The following is a 20,439-nucleotide window of genomic DNA, read 5'->3' on the forward strand; positions in this document are numbered from 1 at the left end:
TTTTTGTACTTGTAATAATAGTGTTTAAAAGTGACTTACTTGACTACGGCAGCGCCTAACTGACGCCACCATAAATATTATTTTTCTGCTTGCTCATTAAGAAGGCGAGCAAGAGTGCGGACACCCATACCAGTAGCGCCAGCTGCCCACTTGTCTGATGCAGACTTACGGTAAGTACCAGCACAGTCGAAATGCAACCAGCCTTTCTTGTAGTCTTCAACAAAGTAAGACAAAAATGCAGCAGCGGTACTTGCGCCTGGACTGTAGTCTCCAGAGCTGATGTTAGATAAATCAGCGAAGTTTGACGGCAACATACCACGGTGGAAATCAGCCAGAGGCAGTGGCCACAGGCCTTCTTTCTCTTTGTTTGCTGCGGTTAGCGCTTGATGAGAAAGTTCATCATCAAAGCTCATTAACGCGTGGTAGTCGTTACCCAATGCGTTTTTCGCCGCGCCGGTTAACGTTGCGCAGTCGATGATCAACTCAGGGTTATGCTCGCTTGCATAGATAAGACCATCGGCAAGTACCAAACGACCTTCTGCGTCGGTGTTCATGATCTCAACAGTCTTACCGTTTTTGTAGGTGATGATGTCGCCAAGCTTAAGCGCACGACCAGAAACCATATTCTCAGCACAACATAAGATCAGTTTTACGCGCTTGTTCAAACCACGCAAAATAGCTAACCCCAAACCGCCAGTAATCGTACCTGAACCGCCCATATCGGCTTTCATTGCACTCATAAAGTTTGAAGGCTTAAGGCTGTAACCGCCTGAATCAAACGTAATGCCTTTACCTACTAGACACGCGAATACTGGTGCGTTTTCATCGCCAGTCGGGTTGTAATCCAATTGCAGCATTGCTGATGTGCGATCCGAACCACGACCAACCGCATAGATACCTTCCCAACCTTCCGCTAGTAGATCTTTATCTTTAACAATACGAGCCGTTACTGTGCCTTCTGGTGCGACAGATTTGATGAACTCAGCCGCCATCGTAGCAAGTTGACGAGGTGCAACTTCTTCCGCCGTTTTGTTGATGATATCGCGCGTAAAATCGGTCGCTTTAATGCGAGCTTGAAGTTCAGTTTGGTCTTCTTCAGAAAGCGCAGTCCATTCTAGTAAACCGTGTTTTTTCGGGTTGCGGTAACCTTGATGGAAAGCCCAGATGCTTTCCAAATCCCAATGTTCACCAGAAAGTAGAACTGAATGAATTCCTTGGCCATCTAGCTGACGAGCTGCACGCTGAATTGCACCAAGATCATGACCTTCACCTAGATGAATCGTCGCACCGGTTTCAGAGAATGAAAGTAGTGCTTTCTCACCCCAGTGTGGAGCAGCAGAATCTTGACTTAAAAATACAGACATCTGTGTAGACATGGTTTCTCCTTGTCTTATATCGGCGTAGCCTACGCCGCTTCTTTTTAATAACTCACGGATGTTAGCATTATGTAGGGTAAAAATGTCAACTTGATAAAAAAACGGACCTAGAGGTCCGCTTTTTTTAGTAAGAATTGTTAACTCGGCTGCGTTTTACCGCCGAATTGAGCATCAGTCTGCTTCGTCCATCCAGCACATGATGACCGCTTCTAGGATCTTTTCGTTACAATGGTTTGGCTCATCGTCAAACTCATCTAACTCCATGATCCATTGATGAAGATCGGTAAAACGTACGGTTTGTGGATCCACATCTGGAAACTTGTCACAAAGCTCAATCGCGATATCGCGAGAATCTGTCCATTTCATTGCTCATCTTCCTTTTTCTTCGCCCCTATTTTGGAGCGATAGTATTAATGATCTTCTGACGCGTGGTTTAGCGTGTATTTCGGAATTTCAACAACCAAGTCTTCATCCGCAACTTTCGCCTGACAACCAAGACGAGACTCAGGCTCAAGACCCCATGCTTTGTCTAGCATGTCATCTTCTAGCTCTTCGCTCTCTTCAAGAGAATCAAAACCTTCACGAATGATCACGTGGCAAGTAGTACAAGCACACGATTTTTCACACGCGTGTTCAATACCAATACCGTTTTTTAGTGCTACGTCTAGAACGGTTTCACCCGTCTTCGCTTCCAACACTGCGCCTTCTGGGCACAAATCTTCGTGTGGTAATACAATAATCTTAGGCATAACTACTTTCTCTTATATATCGTCTACTGATTGACCTGACAATGCAGCTCGAATCGATTTATCCATACGGCGCGACGCAAAGTCTTGGCTAGCTTTGTCTGTATCTTTGATACCTTGCTCAATGGCATTTGCATCATCACCATTACGCAGCTCAATCAGTGCTTCAATGGCTTTTAATAGATCTTGTTTTTCTTGCTCTGATAGTAGTTCATCACCATCAGCTTGCATTGCAGCGATCAAACCTTCAATCACCCGGTCGGCTTCAACGCGTTGTTCAGCTAACGCACGAGCTTGCATGTCTTCTTTGGCGTGAGTCATCGAATCACGCAGCATGTTCGCAACTTCGTTATCGCTTAAACCGTAAGAAGGTTTCACTTGAATTTCGGACTGAACACCAGTGCTCTTTTCCATTGCAGTCACAGATAGTAAACCGTCAGCATCAACTTGGTACGTCACTCGGATGTGCGCAGCACCTGCCGCCATAGGAGGAATACCTTTTAGTGAGAAACGCGCAAGTGAACGACAATCATCCACCATCTCGCGCTCACCTTGCACAACGTGCACGCTCATCGCCGTTTGACCATCTTTGAAGGTGGTAAACTCTTGCGCGCGAGCAACAGGAATCGTGGTGTTGCGCGGAATGATTTTCTCAACCAACCCACCCATGGTTTCAATACCCAATGATAATGGAATCACGTCAAGCAGCAGCATTTCAGAGTCAGGCTTGTTACCAGCAAGAATATCTGCTTGGATACCCGCACCAATAGCCACCACTTCATCAGGGTTGATGCTAGTGAGTGGTGTGCGGCCAAAGAATTCGCCTACCATTTCACGGACAAGCAAGGTACGAGTTGAGCCACCAACCATCACCACTTCAAGTACTTCCTCCGCTTCTACGTCAGCATCTTTCAGTGCACGACGACAAGACATCAGAGTTTTCTTCACGAGTGGGCGAATCAGATCTTCGAACTGCTCGCGTGTTACAGTGCCTTTCCAGCCAAACACGTCAACTTCTACGCTGTCTTGCTCAGAGAAAGCAATTTTGGTCGCCGTTGCAATGTTCAGTAATGCACGGTTTTTCTCAGCAGAAAGCGGCGCTTCTACGCCAGCTTGCTCCATTAGGTAATCCGCTAATAGGTGGTCAAAGTCATCACCGCCAAGTGCAGAGTCGCCACCTGTTGCTAATACTTCAAATACGCCTTTCGACAAACGTAGGATAGAGATATCGAACGTACCGCCACCTAAATCGTAAACTGCAATCACGCCCTCTTGACCTGAATCCAGACCGTAGGCAATCGCCGCTGCGGTTGGCTCATTGAGAAGACGCAATACATGTAAACCCGCTAGCTTAGCCGCATCTTTCGTGCCCGCGCGTTGCGCGTCATCGAAGTACGCAGGAACGGTAATTACCACACCCGCAAGCTCTCCACCTAGAGTTTCTTCTGCGCGTTTACCTAGCGCTTTTAAAATATCTGCAGAAACTTCAATCGGGTTTTTATCCCCTTGAGCAGTTTGCAGTACTGGTAAGCCATTCTCACTCTCTTTAAAACGGTAAGGTAATGAAGGGTAGCGAGATTGAATGTCTTTTAGCGAGCGGCCAATCAAGCGTTTCACTGAGATAATGGTGTTCTCAGGTTCAAACTCTGCTTTGGCTTTCGCATCGTAACCAACCACTGTTGATTCTGCTGAGTAATTCACCACCGATGGCAAAATGCTACGACCTTGCTCATCATTTAATGTGGTGGCATCGCCACTGCGTACAGAAGCGACCAAAGAGTTGGTAGTACCTAAGTCGATACCAGCCGCTAACTTATGCTCATGAGGTGCCGAGCTTTGGCCCGGTTCTGCGATTTGAAGTAGTGCCATGATTGGTCCTTGTCACGCTAACTAGCCGAGAAGCTTATCTTCGACCAGTTCAATTTCGTTCTTTAGTTTGGCAATGAATTTCAATTTACGAACTCGGTCTGCGGCTTCAGCCCAAAGACCATCGTTAAGCTCTTGCTCAACGCTTGCCAAATGCTGCTTATACATTTTGCTGACCTTAGAATCGAAGTCAAAAAGCGCCGATTCAGGATCAGAGCAGTCAGCAATATCTTCTAGTTCTTCGCGCAGTTCCATTTGTTCCATCAGGAACATCGGATCTTGCATGGTTTGTTGCTCACCACGGATTTCCATTCCCTGCTCTGCCAAGATGTACTCCGCACGAGAGATAGGATGTTTGAGGACTTGGTACGCATCGTTAATTTGCGCAGCCTTTTGCACCGACATCAAGCGGTCTCGCTCAGAGGCGGTAGCAAAGTTGTCCGGGTGGAAGCGTTTTTGTAGTTCTCGGAACTTAGAAGAAAGAAGGCTACCATCCAGCTGAAACTGACTTGGTAGCCCAAATAATTCAAAGTGATTCATTAAGATCGGGTCCTAGTAAAGCCTTCCGGACTCGCTTGCCCAGAAGGACAATCAATTAGACGTTGAAGCTTTCACCACAACCACATTCACTTTTTGCATTAGGGTTGTTGAATTCAAAACCTTCATTCAACCCTTCTTTCACGTAATCCAATTCGGTACCGTCTAAGTACACCAAGCTTTTCTTGTCGATGATGATTTTCACGCCTGAGAAATCAAACACTTCATCTTCTTCGTTTAGCTCGTCAACAAACTCAAGTACGTAAGCCATGCCGGAACAACCTGTCGTCTTCACTCCAAGACGTAAACCGATACCTTTGCCTCGGTTATCTAGGAATGCTTTTACGCGACTTGCCGCTGTTTCTGTCATTGTGATGGCCATACTGCACCTTAGTCTGTCTAAATTACGATTGGAATGGGAGCGTTAAAGGCTCCCATTATATTACGGAATAATTATTCTTGGTGTTTTTTCTTGTAGTCAGCAACCGCTGCTTTGATTGCGTCTTCAGCAAGAATTGAACAGTGAACTTTCACAGGTGGAAGTTCTAGCTCTTCTGCAATTTCAGAGTTCTTAATTGCAGCCGCTTCATCAATTGATTTGCCTTTTACCCACTCTGTGACTAGTGAGCTTGACGCGATTGCACTACCACAACCGTAAGTTTTGAACTTCGCATCTTCGATGATACCTTCCGGTGTCACTTTGATTTGCAGTTTCATTACGTCACCACAAGCTGGAGCGCCAACCATGCCGCTACCTACTGATGGGTCTTCTTTGTCAAATGAACCAACGTTACGCGGGTTCTCGTAGTGATCAATTACTTTTTCGCTGTATGCCATGATAAATTACCTCGAATCCTCTATTCAGTCCGTGAGATTAATGGTGAGCCCATTCAACAGTGCTCAGATCAACCCCTTCCTTGTACATATCCCATAGAGGAGACATGTCGCGTAGCTTAGTCACTGCAACGCGGATTTGTTCAATTGCGTAATCAATTTCTTCTTCAGTGGTAAAACGACCGAATGAGAAACGAACCGAGCTGTGAGCCAACTCATCATCCATGCCTAGGGCACGAAGTACGTAAGAAGGCTCTAGACTCGCAGAAGTACATGCACTACCTGAAGATACCGCTAGATCTTTTAGCGACATCAGCAGAGATTCACCTTCTACGAAAGCAAAACTGATGTTTAGGTTTTGTGGTACACGCTGCTCTAGGTCACCGTTCACTGTGACCGCTTCAAGGTCTTTCACACCATTAAGAAGGCGGTTACGAAGTGCTAGTGCGTGGTCGTAATCTTTCTGCATCTCTTCTTTTGCAATGCGGAAAGCTTCACCCATACCTACGATTTGGTGAGTTGCTAACGTACCAGAACGGAAACCACGCTCATGGCCGCCACCGTGCATTTGTGCTTCAAGGCGGATACGAGGTTTACGACGTACGTAAAGTGCACCGATACCTTTTGGACCGTAAATCTTATGCGCTGACAATGAAATCAAATCAACTTTCATTTCTTGAACGTCGATTGGCAATTTACCAGCAGACTGAGCTGCATCCACGTGGAACACGATCTTGCGCTCACGACATAGTTCGCCGATGGCTGCGATGTCTTGAATTACACCGATTTCGTTGTTTACGTGCATGATAGACACAAGCACGGTGTCATCGCGCATTGCCGCTTTCAGCTTCTCAAGATCGATAAGGCCGTTTGATTCTGGCTCTAGGTAAGTCACTTCAAAGCCTTCACGTTCCAGTTGACGACATGGGTCAAGAACCGCTTTATGCTCTGTTTTACAAGTGATTACGTGCTTGCCTTTTTTCGAGTAAAAGTGCGCAGCACCTTTAATCGCAAGGTTGTCAGACTCTGTCGCACCAGATGTGAATACGATTTCGCGAGGATCTGCATTTAGAAGGTCAGCAATTTGCTCACGAGCAGTATCTACCGCTTCTTCTGCCTGCCAGCCGTAACGGTGCGAACGTGAAGCTGGGTTGCCAAATGTGCCATCCATTGTCATGTACTGAACCATTTTTTCAGCAACACGTGGATCAACTGGACATGTAGCGGAATAATCAAGATAAATCGGCAGTTTCATTCTCTACTCCAATGTAAAATGCTGACCGCTAAGAGCGGACGTTTACACCGATGGGCGCGGCGGTTGTATTTTTGTTTGAAAGCCCATGAGTTACCGCCAGATCAATATCCTGACGATCAGAAATTTCTAGCACTTCATTGTCTGTCATCAACTCACCAAGAGTGATGTTGTTCAAGAAGTCACTAATGCGAGAACTTAGGTCACGCCATAGCGTATGAGTTAAGCAACGAGTCCCGCCTTGGCAATCTCCTTTGCCCTGACATTTGGTTGCGTCAACTGACTCATCAACGGCCGCAATCACAGTACCGATAGCGATACTATGTGCGTCGGCACCAAGTCGGTAACCACCACCAGGACCACGAACGCTGGCAACGAGACCTGCTTTACGCAATTTAGAAAAAAGCTGCTCTAAGTAAGAGAGCGAGATCCCCTGACGTTCTGAAATATCAGCAAGAGGTACAGGGTTTTGTTGCGAATGCAGTGCCACATCCAGCATGGCTGTCACCGCATATCTTCCTTTAGATGTAAGTTTCATACCACACCGTATCCACATGGTTTGTAATGGTTAAGATTTTTCCATACCCGAGTAAAATGGTCAAGTATTTATTTGACTAAATTACTCAGGTATTCATCCTTACACCTAAAAAGGTTATTCTTTATTCAGAGCTTCTTTTCAATCGAGGTCAAAATACCGCGAAGAATATTCAACTCCTGAGTCTCTGGTCGTGCTCGAGAGAAAAGACGACGCAATTTATTCATCACCTGGCCAGGTTGTTCTTTGTTTATAAACTGGGTCTCTACGATGACCTTTTCAAGATGGTCAAAGAACATTTCTAGCTCTTTATGACGAGGATACTCTTCGACTTCAACTGGTGAGAATTGTTTCTGCTCAAGATTAAGATGAGCAACACGAACTTCATAGCTTAGCGTTTGAACCGCCATAGCTAAGTTCAGGGAACTGTATTCAGGGTTAGCAGGAATGCATACATGATAGTGGCACTTTTGTAGCTCTTCGTTAGTTAGGCCTGTTCTTTCACGCCCAAACACTAAAGCTACCGGATGTTTTTGGCCTTCAACTGCAAACTTTTCACCACATTCACGTGGCTCAAGCATTGGCCATTCTAATGTGCGAGAGCGAGCACTTGAACCGACCACAAGACCACAGTCTTCAATAGCTTCTTCCAGTGTGCTTACGACTTGAGCATTCTGAGCGATATCAGCGGCACCAGCGGCCAGTGCTAGCGTTTGTTCATCCACTTCACATTGTGGATCGACCAATACAAGTTGGCTTAAACCCATCACCTTCATTGCTCGGGCTGCTGAGCCAATATTGCCAGAATGTGAGGTACCTACGAGTACGACTTTTACTTGATCCAACATCTATGATTGCTACCTAAATTAAAACCGCAGGATGTTACCATAGTTTTTTAACACACCCTAGGGAGAAGCTGACTTCTATTCGCATTCTCATCAATTGTTGTGTTGTATGACGCGATATCAAAGATGACACTATTCATTAACGTCTAAAAAATAACCACTTCCTTTTTCGTTTATCTTTGGTATACTCGCCGCCGCTTTTATTCGTTCTTTAACATCCGTTGGGAAATTTGTATGCATCCAATGCTAAACATTGCTATTCGCGCTGCGCGAAAAGCAGGCAATCATATTGCTAAATCATTAGAAAACACTGATAAAGTAGAATCTACACTTAAAGGCACTAATGACTTTGTCACTAACGTAGACAAAGAAGCAGAATACATCATCATCGATACTATCAAGCAGTCTTACCCAGAGCACTGCATCGTTGCTGAAGAACAAGGTCTTATCGAAGGTAAAGATAAAGACGTACAATGGATCATCGACCCACTGGATGGCACTACTAACTTTGTAAAAGGTTACCCACACTTCGCGGTTTCTATCGCTGTTCGTATCAAAGGCAAAACTGAAGTTGCTTGTGTTTACGATCCAATGCAAAACGAACTATTTACTGCACAACGCGGTGCTGGTGCCCAACTAAACAGTGCACGTATTCGTGTTACTCCGCTGAAAGACCTTCAAGGTACTGTTCTAGCAACAGGTTTCCCATTCAAGCAGAAGCAACACTCAGAGTCTTACATTAAGATCGTTGGTTCTCTATTCACTGAATGTGCTGACTTCCGTCGTAGCGGCTCTGCTGCTCTTGACCTATGTTACGTGGCTGCTGGCCGTGTTGATGGTTACTTCGAGCTAGGTCTAAAACCTTGGGATATGGCTGCAGGTGAGCTTATTGCTCGTGAAGCTGGCGCAATCCTAACTGACTTTGCTGGCGGCACTGAGTACATGAAGTCTGGTAACATTGTTGCTTCAAGCGCTCGTGGCGTGAAATCTATGCTTAAGCATATTCGCGAAAATGGTAACAGCGCGATCCTTAAGTAAGATTTAAAAGTCAATTTAGCCCGTCACGCTGATGACTTTAAGAAGCCCCGCTCGTTGAGCGGGGCTTTTTTGTATCCAGACCCACATTGTTTAGATTCTAAAAACTTGGGCTAGATTATAAAAACTTGATGTCCGCCAGACACTCTACTTCTTTGCTCAACGTCTAGATACAAAAAAACCGCTGAGAGTTCAGCGGTTTTTGTTTTCGATTCTCAATCAGCCTTATGGTATCTCGTCGAATTCTGCGCCTTCTTTCTCTACTTGCGGTGGCATCAAGTGCTCTTTCTGGATACCCAGTTTTAGAGCAAGTGCAGATGCTACGTAAATAGAAGAGTAAGTACCAACCGTGATACCCAACAACAGTGCCGTTGCAAAGCCGTGGATCATTGCCCCGCCCTGTACAAACAGTGCAATAACTACGAACAACGTTGTACCAGAAGTAATCAACGTACGGCTCAATGTTTGTGTAATCGAAGCATCCATGATGTCCGCTGGATCACCTTTACGCATCTTGCGGAAATTTTCACGAATACGGTCGAATACTACGATGGTATCGTTGAGCGAGTAACCAACAACCGTTAGCAACGCAGCCACGATAGTTAGGTCCACTTCAATCTGTAGGAATGAGAATACACCCAGCGTGATAATAATATCGTGCGCCAGCGCCATTACAGCACCAGCCGCTAGACGCCATTCAAATCGCATTGATACATAAATCAGGATACAGATGAGCGACACAAGGATCGCCAGACCGCCCGCTTCAGTTAGTTCATCACCAACGTTTGGACCAACAAACTCGATACGGCGCATTTCTACGCTTTCACCAGTACCTTCTTTGATCGCACCGATGATTTGGTTACCTAGCGTTTCGCCAGAAACGTCGTCACGAGGACGAAGACGCACCATCACATCGCGAGCACTACCAAAGTTCTGTACTGTCGCATCTCCGAAACCTTTTGCATCAAGTGCTGTACGGATTTCTTCAAGGTTAGCTGGTTTTTCAAAGCCAACTTCGATTAGCGTACCGCCCGTGAAGTCTAGACCCCAGTTCAGCCATTTGGTTGATAATGTGAAGATAGAAGCGGCAATCATGAAGATTGAGAATACAAACGCCACTTTTGACCAACGCATAAAGCCGATCGACTTCTCTGCTTTTAGAATTTGAAACATATTAATTCCCAGCCTTAGATCGACAATTTATCAACGCGTTTGCCACCGTACAGTAGGTTCACGATACAACGTGTACCAATGATGGCGGTGAACATTGAAGTTAAGATACCGATAGATAGAGTAACTGCGAAACCTTTCACTGCACCTGTACCAACAGCAAACAGAATGATTGCAGTGATAAGCGTCGTGATGTTCGCATCGGCAATGGTACTAAATGCGTTGGCGTAACCTTGGTGAATCGCTTGTTGTGGACTACGTCCATCTCGCAGCTCTTCACGGATACGTTCAAAGATCAGTACGTTAGCATCGACGGCCATACCCACAGTCAATACGATACCGGCAATACCTGGCAGCGTCATCGTTGCCCCTGGAATCATCGACATCACACCAATGATCAACACTAAGTTAGCCATCAACGCAATATTGGCAATCAGACCAAAGCCGCGGTAGTAAAGCAGAGTAAATAGCATTACAGCTACCATACCCCAAACACACGCTTGGATACCCATGTCGATGTTTTGCTGACCCATTGACGGACCAATGGTACGTTCTTCAACGATAGAGATCGGTGCGATAAGTGCACCTGCACGTAATAGAAGTGCGAGGTTGTGCGCTTCAGCAGCAGAGTCGATACCTGTAATACGGAAGTTACGGCCAAGTGCAGATTGAATCGTTGCTTGGTTAATCACTTCTTCGTGCTTAGTCAGGATAACTTTGCCTTCAGGCGTTTTACGACCGCTGTCTTTGTACTCAGCAAACACGGTAGCCATTAACTTACCAATGTTTTTCTTCGAGAACGCCGACATCTTGTTACCACCCTCGCTGTCTAGCGAGATGTTAACTTGAGGGCGACCGTATTCATCCACACTAGAACTTGCATCCGTGATGCTAGCGCCGCTTAGGATGACACGCTTTTTAAGTACAACAGGACGACCATCGCGATCTTGTTTGATTTCACTGCCCGCAGGTGCACGGCCATTCGCTGCCGCTGCTAAATCAGCTTTATCATCAACTTCACGGAATTCAAGGGTTGCCGTAGCACCGAGAATTTCTTTCGCACGAGCAGTATCTTGAACACCTGGCAGCTCAACAACGATGCGGCTAGCGCCTTGACGTTGCACAAGCGGCTCAGCAACACCCAGCTCGTTTACACGGTTACGTAGAATCGTGATGTTTTGTTCTACAGCGTAGTTACGAATCTCTTGCAAACGTTGCTCAGTAAAAGTGGCGATAAGAGCGTAACGACCATTCGAATCAGACTCGACAAAGTTCATGTCAGGATGATTCTTCGTTAGCGTGCGCTTCGCTTCAGCCAGTTGCTCTTCGTCACGTAGCAGCACTTCCACCCCTTCTTTGCCAGAAGGACGGATTGCACGGTAACGAATCTTAGCGTCACGAAGTTCACTACGGAAAGCTTCCTCTTGTTGACCAACAAGCTTTTCCATTGCTGCGTCCATATCCACTTCCATCAAGAAGTGAACACCACCACGTAGGTCAAGACCTAGTTTAAGTGGCGACGCACCAATTGCTTCTAGCCAATCTGGAGTAGAAGGAGCAAGGTTAAGTGCAACAATTTTGTCTTTGCCAAGCGCTTCGCTGATGACATCACGAGCACTAATTTGAGTATCAGTGTCGTTGAAACGAACAAGAATTGATCCATTCTCGAGAGCAATGGATTTATGAGAGAGATGCTCTTTATCAAGAGCAGTGGTGACAGCATCCAGCGTTGACATATCTACAGAGGCGCCACGCGCCCCTGTAACTTGAATAGCCGGATCTTCACCGTAGATATTTGGAAGTGCATACAATGCAGCGGTGATGATGGCAAAAAACACCATCAAGTACTTCCATAATGGGTAACGGTTTAGCACAGCGAGGACCCTTTAGCTGTTTTATAGAGACTTAAGCGTACCTTTTGGCAGCACTGCAGTGATGAAGTCTTTCTTGATTACAACTTCATTGTTCGCGTTAAGCTCAATTGAAATGTAGTCGTTGTCTTCAGCGATTTTAGTGATTTTACCCACTAGACCGCCGCTGGTCAGAACTTCATCACCTTTGCCCATAGAAGACATTAGGTTCTTGTGTTCTTTAACACGTTTCGCTTGTGGACGGTAAATCATGAAGTAGAAAATCACTGCGAACATGCCAAGCATGATTAGCATTTCGAAACCACCGCCAGCTGGCGCGCCTTCTGCTGCTGCGTGAGCCTGAGAAATAAACATTAAAACATCCTCATTATATTTTATTGATAATCCAACAAGTTGGGCTTTCGCAATTTAGATTCAAGTCTGAGAGTGACTAATAGAGATCGCTCTCTCAAAAATAACGTGCGTTAGCCTACTTTATTAGCAAAAGCCTCTGGCGACATGCCAAAGGCTTTAATTCTTTTAAGCTTTGCTTAGTGGTGGCACTTCGCGGTCACGACGAGCGTAAAACTCTTGAACAAACTCATCGAAACGGTCTTCATCAATCGCCTTGCGAATGCTTTCCATCAGACGCTGGTAGTAACGCAGGTTGTGGATCGTATTCAGACGAGCACCTAGAATTTCGTTACAACGCTCTAGGTGGTGAAGGTACGACTTGCTGTAGTTCTGACAAGTGTAACAGTCACAATGCGGATCTAACGGCGTTGTATCCGTTTTATGTTTCGCATTACGGATCTTGATCACACCACCAGTCACAAATAGGTGGCCGTTACGTGCGTTACGCGTAGGCATTACACAGTCAAACATGTCGATACCGCGACGAACGCCTTCTACCAAGTCTTCCGGTTTACCTACGCCCATTAGGTAGCGTGGCTTATCTTCTGGAAGTTGTGGACAAGTGTGCTCAAGAATACGGTGCATGTCTTCTTTTGGCTCACCAACCGCCAAACCACCCACTGCGTAGCCGTCAAAACCGATCTCAGTTAGGCCTTTTACCGATACATCACGAAGATCTTCGTAAACACCACCTTGAACAATACCAAATAGGTTGTTCGGGTTTTCTAGCTTATCGAAGTGATCACGTGAGCGTTGAGCCCAACGTAGCGACATTTCCATCGATTTTTTCGCTTCGTTATGTGTCGCAGGGTATGGCGTACACTCGTCGAAAATCATTACGATGTCAGAGCCTAGATCTTTTTGAATTTCCATCGACTTTTCTGCATCCATGAAAATCTTGTCGCCATTCACAGGGTTACGGAAGTGAACACCTTTCTCTGTGATAGTACGCATCTTACCTAGGCTGAATACTTGGAAACCGCCTGAATCGGTAAGAATAGGACCGTGCCAGTTCATGAAATCGTGCAGGTCACCGTGCATTTTCATCACTTCTTGACCAGGACGCAGCCACAAGTGGAACGTGTTGCCTAGCAGAATTTCTGCCCCTGTGCCTTTTACTTCTTCTGGTGTCATGCCTTTAACCGTACCGTAGGTACCGACTGGCATGAACGCTGGAGTTTGGACAGTGCCGCGTTCGAAAGTCAGTTGACCACGACGCGCATTACCGTTTTTCTTCTTAAGATCGAATTTTAATTTCACGATGCCTCCGAATGTCAGAGAAACAGTCTGACTGAGTGTTTAGGGCTCTGCCCTACTTAAGGAGCGGTCGCTTTTCCTTGCGAGAGACAAAGCAATGAATGCTTTATTTCCTAGCTTACTGCTAGCACTCGTAAATCTTATTTTTTACTAAATCGTTTTCTTTTTGATGAACATTGAATCACCGTACGAGAAGAAGCGGTATTTGTTTTCCACCGCATGCTTGTAAGCATTCATGGTGTTCTCGTAGCCAGCAAACGCACTCACCAACATGATCAATGTTGATTCTGGTAAGTGGAAGTTCGTGATCAAGCAATCCACCAGCTGGTATTCGTAACCAGGGTAGATAAAAATTTCAGTATCGCCGAAGAATGGAACCAATTCTGAGCCTTTCTTCAATGCATCTTGCGCTGCACTTTCGAGTGAACGTACTGATGTTGTACCCACTGCGATGATGCGACCACCGCGAGCTTTGGTTGCATTGATGGCATCCACCACTTCTTGCGGTACTTCTACATACTCTGCATGCATGTGGTGATCGTTGATGTTATCCACTTTTACGGGTTGGAACGTACCTGCACCGACGTGTAGTGTAACGTAAGCGAACTCAGCGCCTTTGGCTTTGATCTTATCTAAAAGAACGTCATCAAAGTGCAGGCCAGCCGTAGGTGCTGCTACTGCGCCTGGTTTTTGGTTATATACGGTTTGGTAACGCTCTTTATCTGCGTCTTCATCTGGGCGGTCAATGTATGGAGGAAGTGGCATGTGGCCAATTTCTTCAAGGATTTCTAATACCGTCTTATCAGAGTTAAATTTCAGTTCGAATAGGGCGTCGTGACGAGCCACCATTTCAGCTGAGTATTCGTCATTCTCGCCCACAATAATAGTAGTGCCTGGTTTTGGTGATTTAGAGCAGCGAACGTGCGCAAGAATGCTTTTCTCATCTAGCATGCGTTCCACTAGCACCTCTAACTTACCGCCAGATTCTTTACGACCAAACATACGCGCTGGAATAACACGGGTATTATTGAAAACCACTAAGTCACCAGCTTGAACTTGGTTTAACACATCGGTAAATGTGCCATCTATAAGCTCGCCAGTATTGCCGTCCATTTGTAGTAGTCGGCTTGCGGTACGCTCTGGTTGAGGGTAACGAGCGATGAGTTCATCTGGAAGGTCGAAATGGAAATCTGATACTTGCATGTTACTTGTCTTATATATTGGTCAAATCACGTCAAAGAAGACGATTAAATTGCGACGAGTTTTTCGCAGCAGACTAGTATATGTTTACATGCTGCAATAGCAAGCAAATCCCCAGAATATCGCTGTAAAAGCCATGGTGAAGAGTGTAATAAAACGTGAAAATCCGCGATCACTTGGCAATATTCTTACACGGCGTAAGGATATTTATTTTGACGACGCACTCATCGTCATTAATACAGCGCCAACCTACCAATAAAACGAGCAGCGACGTGGGCTGCTCGTTTCTTTCAACATCGTTAACGTGATTACGCTTCGCGTCTGCGCCACCATGCTAAAGGAGCGAACAGAGCCAACAACCAGAGATTTAGACTGCCGCCATCGTCATCGGAACCTTTGAAATCACAATTATTGGTTGCAATACCATCGTGACACTCTTTGCCCGCTTCTTCTCTAGCATTGATGATAAAATTTGGTTCAGTGATGTAACGGTTTGGTGGTGTGTCGGCAGTAATGTAAGACTGAACCCAATCGTAGTAGTTACTGACCTTCGTATAAAAACTTGGAATGGTCAGCGAGCCACAAGTCGGCAATACCAAAGGACCACCACTCACGACCCCAATTTGCTTGCCTGTCGCAATGTCCAGCAGCGGGCCACCGCTGTCCCCTTTACAAGCAGAGTTACCATATTGAGTGCTGCTGCTTGGCTCTAAAATCCTATTGAATGTGGGCACTGTACAGATCTTAGTCGCGTTGGTTCTAGAGTTAATCAACCCCGGATAGCTATTGCCAATTTCCAGACGCTCATAACACTTGTCTATCGGAAGAAAACCGATCTGAGTGGTTTGTAACAAAGGAGAAGCCTCCGATGCCATTGGCGTTGTTGTTCCCCATCCATAAACCTGAACATTTTCAGTTCGCTGGTTGGTGTCGTAGTTATCGTTCCAATCCGCCGCTAATCGTGCCTCAATGCTGATCATGTCTTCTTTCGTGGCGAGGTCAGCCACATTCACCCCAGTAACTGGGCGAGTAAGGTAAAGCAGCGCAATGTCATTATCGAGCGCCGTTTGAATAGGCTTCACATTCCCCTTGCTGTCAACATCCGCTTTCGAGATACGAGTGTAGTTTGGATGCACGACGACATGCGAAACGGTGTAGTAGTTGTCGATACTCGTATCGTGAAGATTATGTACACGAGCAGTGATAGACAGTTCACCCGGTTGGGTAACGTAATAGCTCGCTTCGTTCGAACCTTGCCCCATTACGACACAGTGGGCCGCAGTCATTACCCACTGGTCAGTGACCATAGTGCCGCCACAGTTTTGAAATTCCGCCATGTTACTGGCTCGAATCGCAACGCGATCTGCAGGGTTTGACTCCACACTGCCCAAAACGATGGCCTGAGCGGATTGGACACTCATTGCAGCAGCCATCAGTGCAAATAATTTTTTGTACATAATCGTCTTCAATTTGGTAAGCCTGAGCGTATCTTCTTCGAGAGACGAATCTTGGAAAATCCAACGAATAAAAATGTGCGATTCAATTCATTGGATTACCTTGGGTACACATTCAATATCAATCAAAAATGCCAACTGACTCGCACGCAAACCGACTTATTCAAATTAATAAAAACATCGATAACACACAGATTACGCAGTAAAAAAGAGGCGCAAGAACATTGTGCTATTTAATTGATGAAAAACGAGTTGGCTCCCAGATATACGGCAAAATATTCTCTATATTTAAAGAAAGGACAATGCCGCTGGAGGTCTCTATGATCAAGGTTGAAGACATGATGACTCGCAACCCTCATACCTTGCTACGCACGCATACCTTGCGCGATGCAAAGAGCATGATGGACGCGTTGGATATTCGACATATTCCGGTTGTTGACGCCAATCATCACTTACAAGGCTTGGTGACTCAACGTGATATTCTTGCTGCTCAAGAATCCTGTTTGCACCCAGATGACGCTGAACAATCTTTTACCCTCGATACGCCTCTCTACGAAATGATGCACACTAACATCATGACTGCAGAGCCAAGAGCGGGTCTAAAAGAGAGCGCCATTTACATGCAAAAGCACAAAGTGGGCTGCTTGCCTATCGTGCATAAAGGGCATCTGGTTGGAATCATTACTGACACGGACTTCGTTACGATCGCGATCAACTTGCTTGAACTGCAAGAAGAGGTTGAGCCGGAAGAAATTGAACCGGATGAAGAAGCGTTATAAAGACGAAAAAAGAGCGGCCGGGATGCCGCTCAAAATATGCCATTACTGACGTTGATTAAGGAAGTGTTGCAGTGCCAATTAGAATTGGTCTTCTTCGGTCGAACCGGTAAGCGCAGTGACAGATGAGTTACCACCTTGGATGGTGTTCGTCATTCTATCGAAGTAACCTGTACCCACTTCTTGTTGGTGAGCCACGAAGGTGTAGCCTTTCTCTGCTGCTTGGAATTCAGGACGTTGAACTTTCTCAACGTAATGACGCATACCTTCACCTTGCGCATAAGCGTGTGCCAATTCAAACATGTTAAACCACATGTTGTGGATACCCGCTAGCGTGATGAACTGGTACTTGTAGCCCATGTCTGAAAGCTCTTGCTGGAACTTCGCAATGGTTTCTGCATCGAGATTTTTCTCCCAGTTAAACGATGGTGAACAGTTGTATGCTAGCAGTTGATCTGGGTACTCAGCGTGAATCGCTTCTGCGAACTTACGCGCCTCTTCTAGACACGGCGTCGCAGTTTCACACCAAATCAAGTCTGCATATGGTGCGTAAGCCAAACCACGAGAAATCGCTTGGTCGATACCTGCACGTACACGGTAGAAGCCTTCTTGAGTACGCTCACCTTCAATAAAGTCTTTATCGTATGGGTCGCAATCTGAAGTTAGCAGGTCTGCCGCGTTCGCATCAGTACGTGCAATAACTAGCGTTGTTGTACCAGAAACGTCTGCAGCAAGACGCGCAGCTACCAGTTTTTGTACCGCTTCTTGCGTCGGAACCAGTACTTTACCGCCCATGTGACCACATTTTTTAACCGAAGCGAGTTGGTCTTCAAAGTGAACACCAGCGGCACCAGCTTCGATCATCGACTTCATCAGTTCGTATGCGTTTAACACACCACCAAAGCCCGCCTCTGCATCCGCTACGATTGGTAGGAAGTAATCAATACCACCTTCATCTTCAGGAGACTTGCCATTCGCCCACTGAATTTGGTCAGCACGACGGAAAGAGTTGTTAATGCGTTTAACCACTGAAGGCACTGAGTCCACTGGGTATAGCGACTGATCCGGGTACATAGTCGATGCAGTGTTGTTATCTGCCGCTACCTGCCAGCCTGATAGGTAAATCGCTTCGATACCCGCTTTCGCTTGTTGTACGGCTTGACCACCTGTCAGTGCACCAAGACAGTTTACATAACCTTTTTTCGCACTGCCGTTGACCAGTGACCACAGCTTATCAGCACCACGTTGTGCGATTGTATTTGCTGGTACCATCGAGCCACGCAGTTCTACGACTTCTTCTGCAGTATAAGTACGCTTTACGTTTTTCCAGCGTGGATTCGTTGCCCAGTCTTTTTCCAGAGCTTCAATTTGTTGGCGGCGAGTCAATGTCATTGGTCTATCCCTCTTTATTATTTGCACTTTTGTTTGTGCGTTGAGTTTCCGTTCTCAGGCAGTACATCCCTATCTGCCTCGAAAGTTTTCACGTTATTGGTATTACAGTTAAGAATTCTTAGTCCAGGTAGTCATAACCAGGGACGGTTAAGAAGTTGGTTAGCTCATCGCTAGTTGTTAGCTTCGCCATCAATTGTGCGGCTTCTTCAAAACGCCCGGCTTGATAACGTTCTTCGCCCACTTCTTGTTTCACTACTTCTACTTCTTCTTGCAAGTAGGTTTCGAACAGTGCTTTTGTCACCTGTTGACCATTGTCGAGTGACTTACCGTGCTGAATCCATTGCCAGATTGAGGCGCGAGAAATCTCAGCAGTCGCAGCATCTTCCATTAATCCGTAGATTGGTACACAGCCGTTTCCAGAAATCCAAGCTTCGATGTATTGCAGCGCAACGCGAATGTTGTGGCGCATGCCTTCTTCTGTACGTTCACCGTCACACGGTTCTAGCAACTCGGCTGCGGTAATTGGCGCGTCTTCGGAGCGACTAACATCTAGTTGATTTGTTCGCTCTCCAAGTGCCGCACTGAATACTTCCATAGCAGTATCGGCTAGACCCGGGTGGGCAACCCACGTACCGTCGTGACCGTTATTCGCCTCAAGTGATTTATCGTTGTGAATTTTATCCAACACTTTCTGGTTTTCTTGCGGGTCTTTCGCGGGAATAAAGGCGGCCATTCCTCCCATCGCGAAAGCACCACGCTTGTGACAAGTACGAACCAGCAAACGCGAATAGGCGTTCAAAAATGGTTTGTCCATGGTGACGACTTGGCGATCCGGCAGAACACGATCTGGGTGTTTCTTCAGTGTTTTGATGTAACTGAAAATGTAATCCCAACGACCACAATTCAGCCCTACGATATGCTCTTTAAGTGAGAACAAAATCTCATCCATCTCAAACACAGCTGGTAACGTTTCGATCAGCACGGTCGCTTTGATCGTGCCAGTCTCTAAACCAAAATATTCTTCTGTGAAATGGAACACTTCACTCCACCACTTCGCCTCATGATGAGACTGCAGTTTAGGAAGATAGAAATATGGACCGCTGCCTTTTTGAAGCAATGCTTTATGGTTGTTGTAGAAATACAGTGCGAAATCAAAAAGCGCGCCTGGAATGATCTGACCGTGCCACGTCACGTGTTTTTCTTTTAAGTGAAGGCCGCGAACACGGCAGATCAACACCGCTGGGTCGTCCACCAGCTGATAATGCTTGCCATTGCTAGGGTTGGTGTAGCTAATGTTGCCATTAACGGCATCTCGCAAGTTAACTTGACCATCGAGAACCTTGTCCCAAGCTGGCGACATAGAGTCTTCGAAATCCGCCATGAATACTTTTACATTTGCATTCAAAGCGTTGATCACCATTTTGCGATCCGTTGGGCCTGTAATCTCAACACGGCGATCTTGTAGATCCTGAGGAATACCTAAGATCTTCCAGCTACCTTCACGAATATCTTGTGTGTCAGGCAGGAAGTCTGGCAACTCCCCAGCGTCGATGCGTGCTTGCTTTTCTTCTCTCGCTTCCAACAGCTCTTCAACACGCCCAGCAAATTTTTCACACAGCAGAGATAAAAAGGTTTGGGCTTCAACAGGGAAAATAGCTTGATGCTCCGGAGCAAGTGCTCCAGTCACCTCAAGCATGCCTTGGGTTTGCTGTGATGGTTGTGTTTTTTGTTCTGTCTGAGCAAGCATAATCATTCATCCTTAACGTGCTTTATCTATCTTGGGCAGTCAGCGTAAAGCTACATTTGTAAGTTATGAACAACAAAATACATCCTTTAACTTTGTGTTCAATCTGTGTGGCCGTGTTCATAGATTGCTTAAGCCTGAGTGCTTTTTCAATCT

The 20,439-nt window shown here is 46.0% G+C and carries 20 protein-coding genes; 2 read left to right on the top strand and 18 right to left on the bottom strand.

The features are described 5' to 3' along the window. Positions 1-77: 77 nt before the first annotated feature. From pepB to trmJ, 10 genes are all read right to left on the bottom strand, one after another. Positions 78-1,376 (bottom strand): aminopeptidase PepB, encoded by a 1,299-nt coding sequence (gene pepB / locus OU793_RS07070; RefSeq protein WP_005460223.1) that lies wholly within the window; start codon positions 1,374-1,376, stop codon positions 78-80. Positions 1,377-1,547: 171 nt separating this feature from the next. Next, positions 1,548-1,742 (bottom strand): Fe-S cluster assembly protein IscX, encoded by a 195-nt coding sequence (iscX, locus tag OU793_RS07075; protein WP_005460231.1) that lies wholly within the window; start codon positions 1,740-1,742, stop codon positions 1,548-1,550. Positions 1,743-1,786: 44 nt separating this feature from the next. Beyond that, a complete protein-coding gene (gene fdx / locus OU793_RS07080; protein WP_005460237.1) occupies positions 1,787-2,125 on the bottom strand; it encodes an ISC system 2Fe-2S type ferredoxin in 339 nt (112 codons plus the stop codon). Positions 2,126-2,137: 12 nt separating this feature from the next. Further along, positions 2,138-3,991, bottom strand: coding sequence for a Fe-S protein assembly chaperone HscA (hscA, locus tag OU793_RS07085; RefSeq protein ID WP_140250502.1), 1,854 nt, complete (start codon positions 3,989-3,991; stop codon positions 2,138-2,140). Between the two features lie 21 nt (positions 3,992-4,012). After that, complete coding sequence (gene hscB / locus OU793_RS07090; protein ID WP_005460241.1) at positions 4,013-4,528, bottom strand: co-chaperone HscB; 516 nt, start codon at positions 4,526-4,528, stop codon at positions 4,013-4,015. A gap of 55 nt (positions 4,529-4,583) precedes the next feature. Then, on the bottom strand, positions 4,584-4,907 hold the full coding sequence (gene iscA, locus OU793_RS07095; protein ID WP_005482998.1) for an iron-sulfur cluster assembly protein IscA: 324 nt from the start codon (positions 4,905-4,907) through the stop codon (positions 4,584-4,586). 71 nt (positions 4,908-4,978) lie between these two features. Then, entirely contained in the window at positions 4,979-5,362 is a 384-nt protein-coding gene (iscU, locus tag OU793_RS07100) for a Fe-S cluster assembly scaffold IscU (protein ID WP_005483070.1), read from the bottom strand. 37 nt (positions 5,363-5,399) lie between these two features. Further along, positions 5,400-6,614: an IscS subfamily cysteine desulfurase gene (locus OU793_RS07105; protein WP_005483767.1), complete on the bottom strand. Its 1,215-nt coding sequence runs from the start codon at positions 6,612-6,614 to the stop codon at positions 5,400-5,402. Positions 6,615-6,642: 28 nt separating this feature from the next. Next, a complete protein-coding gene (iscR, locus tag OU793_RS07110; RefSeq protein WP_005381720.1) occupies positions 6,643-7,149 on the bottom strand; it encodes a Fe-S cluster assembly transcriptional regulator IscR in 507 nt (168 codons plus the stop codon). Positions 7,150-7,274: 125 nt separating this feature from the next. Next, complete coding sequence (gene trmJ, locus OU793_RS07115; protein WP_005460175.1) at positions 7,275-7,994, bottom strand: tRNA (cytosine(32)/uridine(32)-2'-O)-methyltransferase TrmJ; 720 nt, start codon at positions 7,992-7,994, stop codon at positions 7,275-7,277. A 231-nt stretch (positions 7,995-8,225) separates the two neighbouring features. Here trmJ and suhB point away from each other — a divergent pair, with 231 nt between their 5' ends. Then, the gene (gene suhB, locus OU793_RS07120) at positions 8,226-9,029 is read left to right on the top strand and encodes an inositol-1-monophosphatase (protein WP_005460178.1); all 804 of its coding nucleotides are present in this window, start codon (positions 8,226-8,228) and stop codon (positions 9,027-9,029) included. Between the two features lie 222 nt (positions 9,030-9,251). On the opposite strand, the gene secF is transcribed toward suhB, so the two are convergent. The 6 genes from secF to OU793_RS07150 form a co-directional block, all read right to left on the bottom strand. Continuing rightward, entirely contained in the window at positions 9,252-10,199 is a 948-nt protein-coding gene (gene secF / locus OU793_RS07125; protein ID WP_159404170.1) for a protein translocase subunit SecF, read from the bottom strand. 14 nt (positions 10,200-10,213) lie between these two features. Next, complete coding sequence (secD, locus tag OU793_RS07130) at positions 10,214-12,070, bottom strand: protein translocase subunit SecD (protein ID WP_005460193.1); 1,857 nt, start codon at positions 12,068-12,070, stop codon at positions 10,214-10,216. Between the two features lie 21 nt (positions 12,071-12,091). Then, on the bottom strand, positions 12,092-12,421 hold the full coding sequence (gene yajC / locus OU793_RS07135) for a preprotein translocase subunit YajC (RefSeq protein WP_005460204.1): 330 nt from the start codon (positions 12,419-12,421) through the stop codon (positions 12,092-12,094). A 165-nt stretch (positions 12,422-12,586) separates the two neighbouring features. Next, positions 12,587-13,720, bottom strand: coding sequence for a tRNA guanosine(34) transglycosylase Tgt (tgt, locus tag OU793_RS07140; RefSeq protein ID WP_005460199.1), 1,134 nt, complete (start codon positions 13,718-13,720; stop codon positions 12,587-12,589). A 147-nt stretch (positions 13,721-13,867) separates the two neighbouring features. Next, positions 13,868-14,920 carry a tRNA preQ1(34) S-adenosylmethionine ribosyltransferase-isomerase QueA gene (gene queA, locus OU793_RS07145; RefSeq protein ID WP_005483764.1) on the bottom strand — a complete coding sequence of 351 codons (1,053 nt, stop codon included), beginning with the start codon at positions 14,918-14,920 and terminating at the stop codon, positions 13,868-13,870. A gap of 305 nt (positions 14,921-15,225) precedes the next feature. After that, the gene (locus OU793_RS07150; protein ID WP_029786958.1) at positions 15,226-16,374 is read right to left on the bottom strand and encodes a trypsin-like serine protease; all 1,149 of its coding nucleotides are present in this window, start codon (positions 16,372-16,374) and stop codon (positions 15,226-15,228) included. Positions 16,375-16,691: 317 nt separating this feature from the next. Here OU793_RS07150 and OU793_RS07155 point away from each other — a divergent pair, with 317 nt between their 5' ends. Then, positions 16,692-17,150 carry a CBS domain-containing protein gene (locus OU793_RS07155; protein WP_005460159.1) on the top strand — a complete coding sequence of 153 codons (459 nt, stop codon included), beginning with the start codon at positions 16,692-16,694 and terminating at the stop codon, positions 17,148-17,150. A gap of 78 nt (positions 17,151-17,228) precedes the next feature. On the opposite strand, the gene aceA is transcribed toward OU793_RS07155, so the two are convergent. Together aceA and aceB are read right to left on the bottom strand one after the other, a co-directional pair. Then, positions 17,229-18,539 carry an isocitrate lyase gene (gene aceA, locus OU793_RS07160; RefSeq protein ID WP_005460165.1) on the bottom strand — a complete coding sequence of 437 codons (1,311 nt, stop codon included), beginning with the start codon at positions 18,537-18,539 and terminating at the stop codon, positions 17,229-17,231. Between the two features lie 118 nt (positions 18,540-18,657). Beyond that, the gene (aceB, locus tag OU793_RS07165; protein ID WP_020840129.1) at positions 18,658-20,286 is read right to left on the bottom strand and encodes a malate synthase A; all 1,629 of its coding nucleotides are present in this window, start codon (positions 20,284-20,286) and stop codon (positions 18,658-18,660) included. Between the last annotated feature and the right edge of the window lie 153 nt (positions 20,287-20,439).

This window comes from Vibrio sp. VP6 (assembly GCF_028823755.1).
In the GTDB taxonomy this organism is placed as follows: domain Bacteria; phylum Pseudomonadota; class Gammaproteobacteria; order Enterobacterales; family Vibrionaceae; genus Vibrio; species Vibrio parahaemolyticus.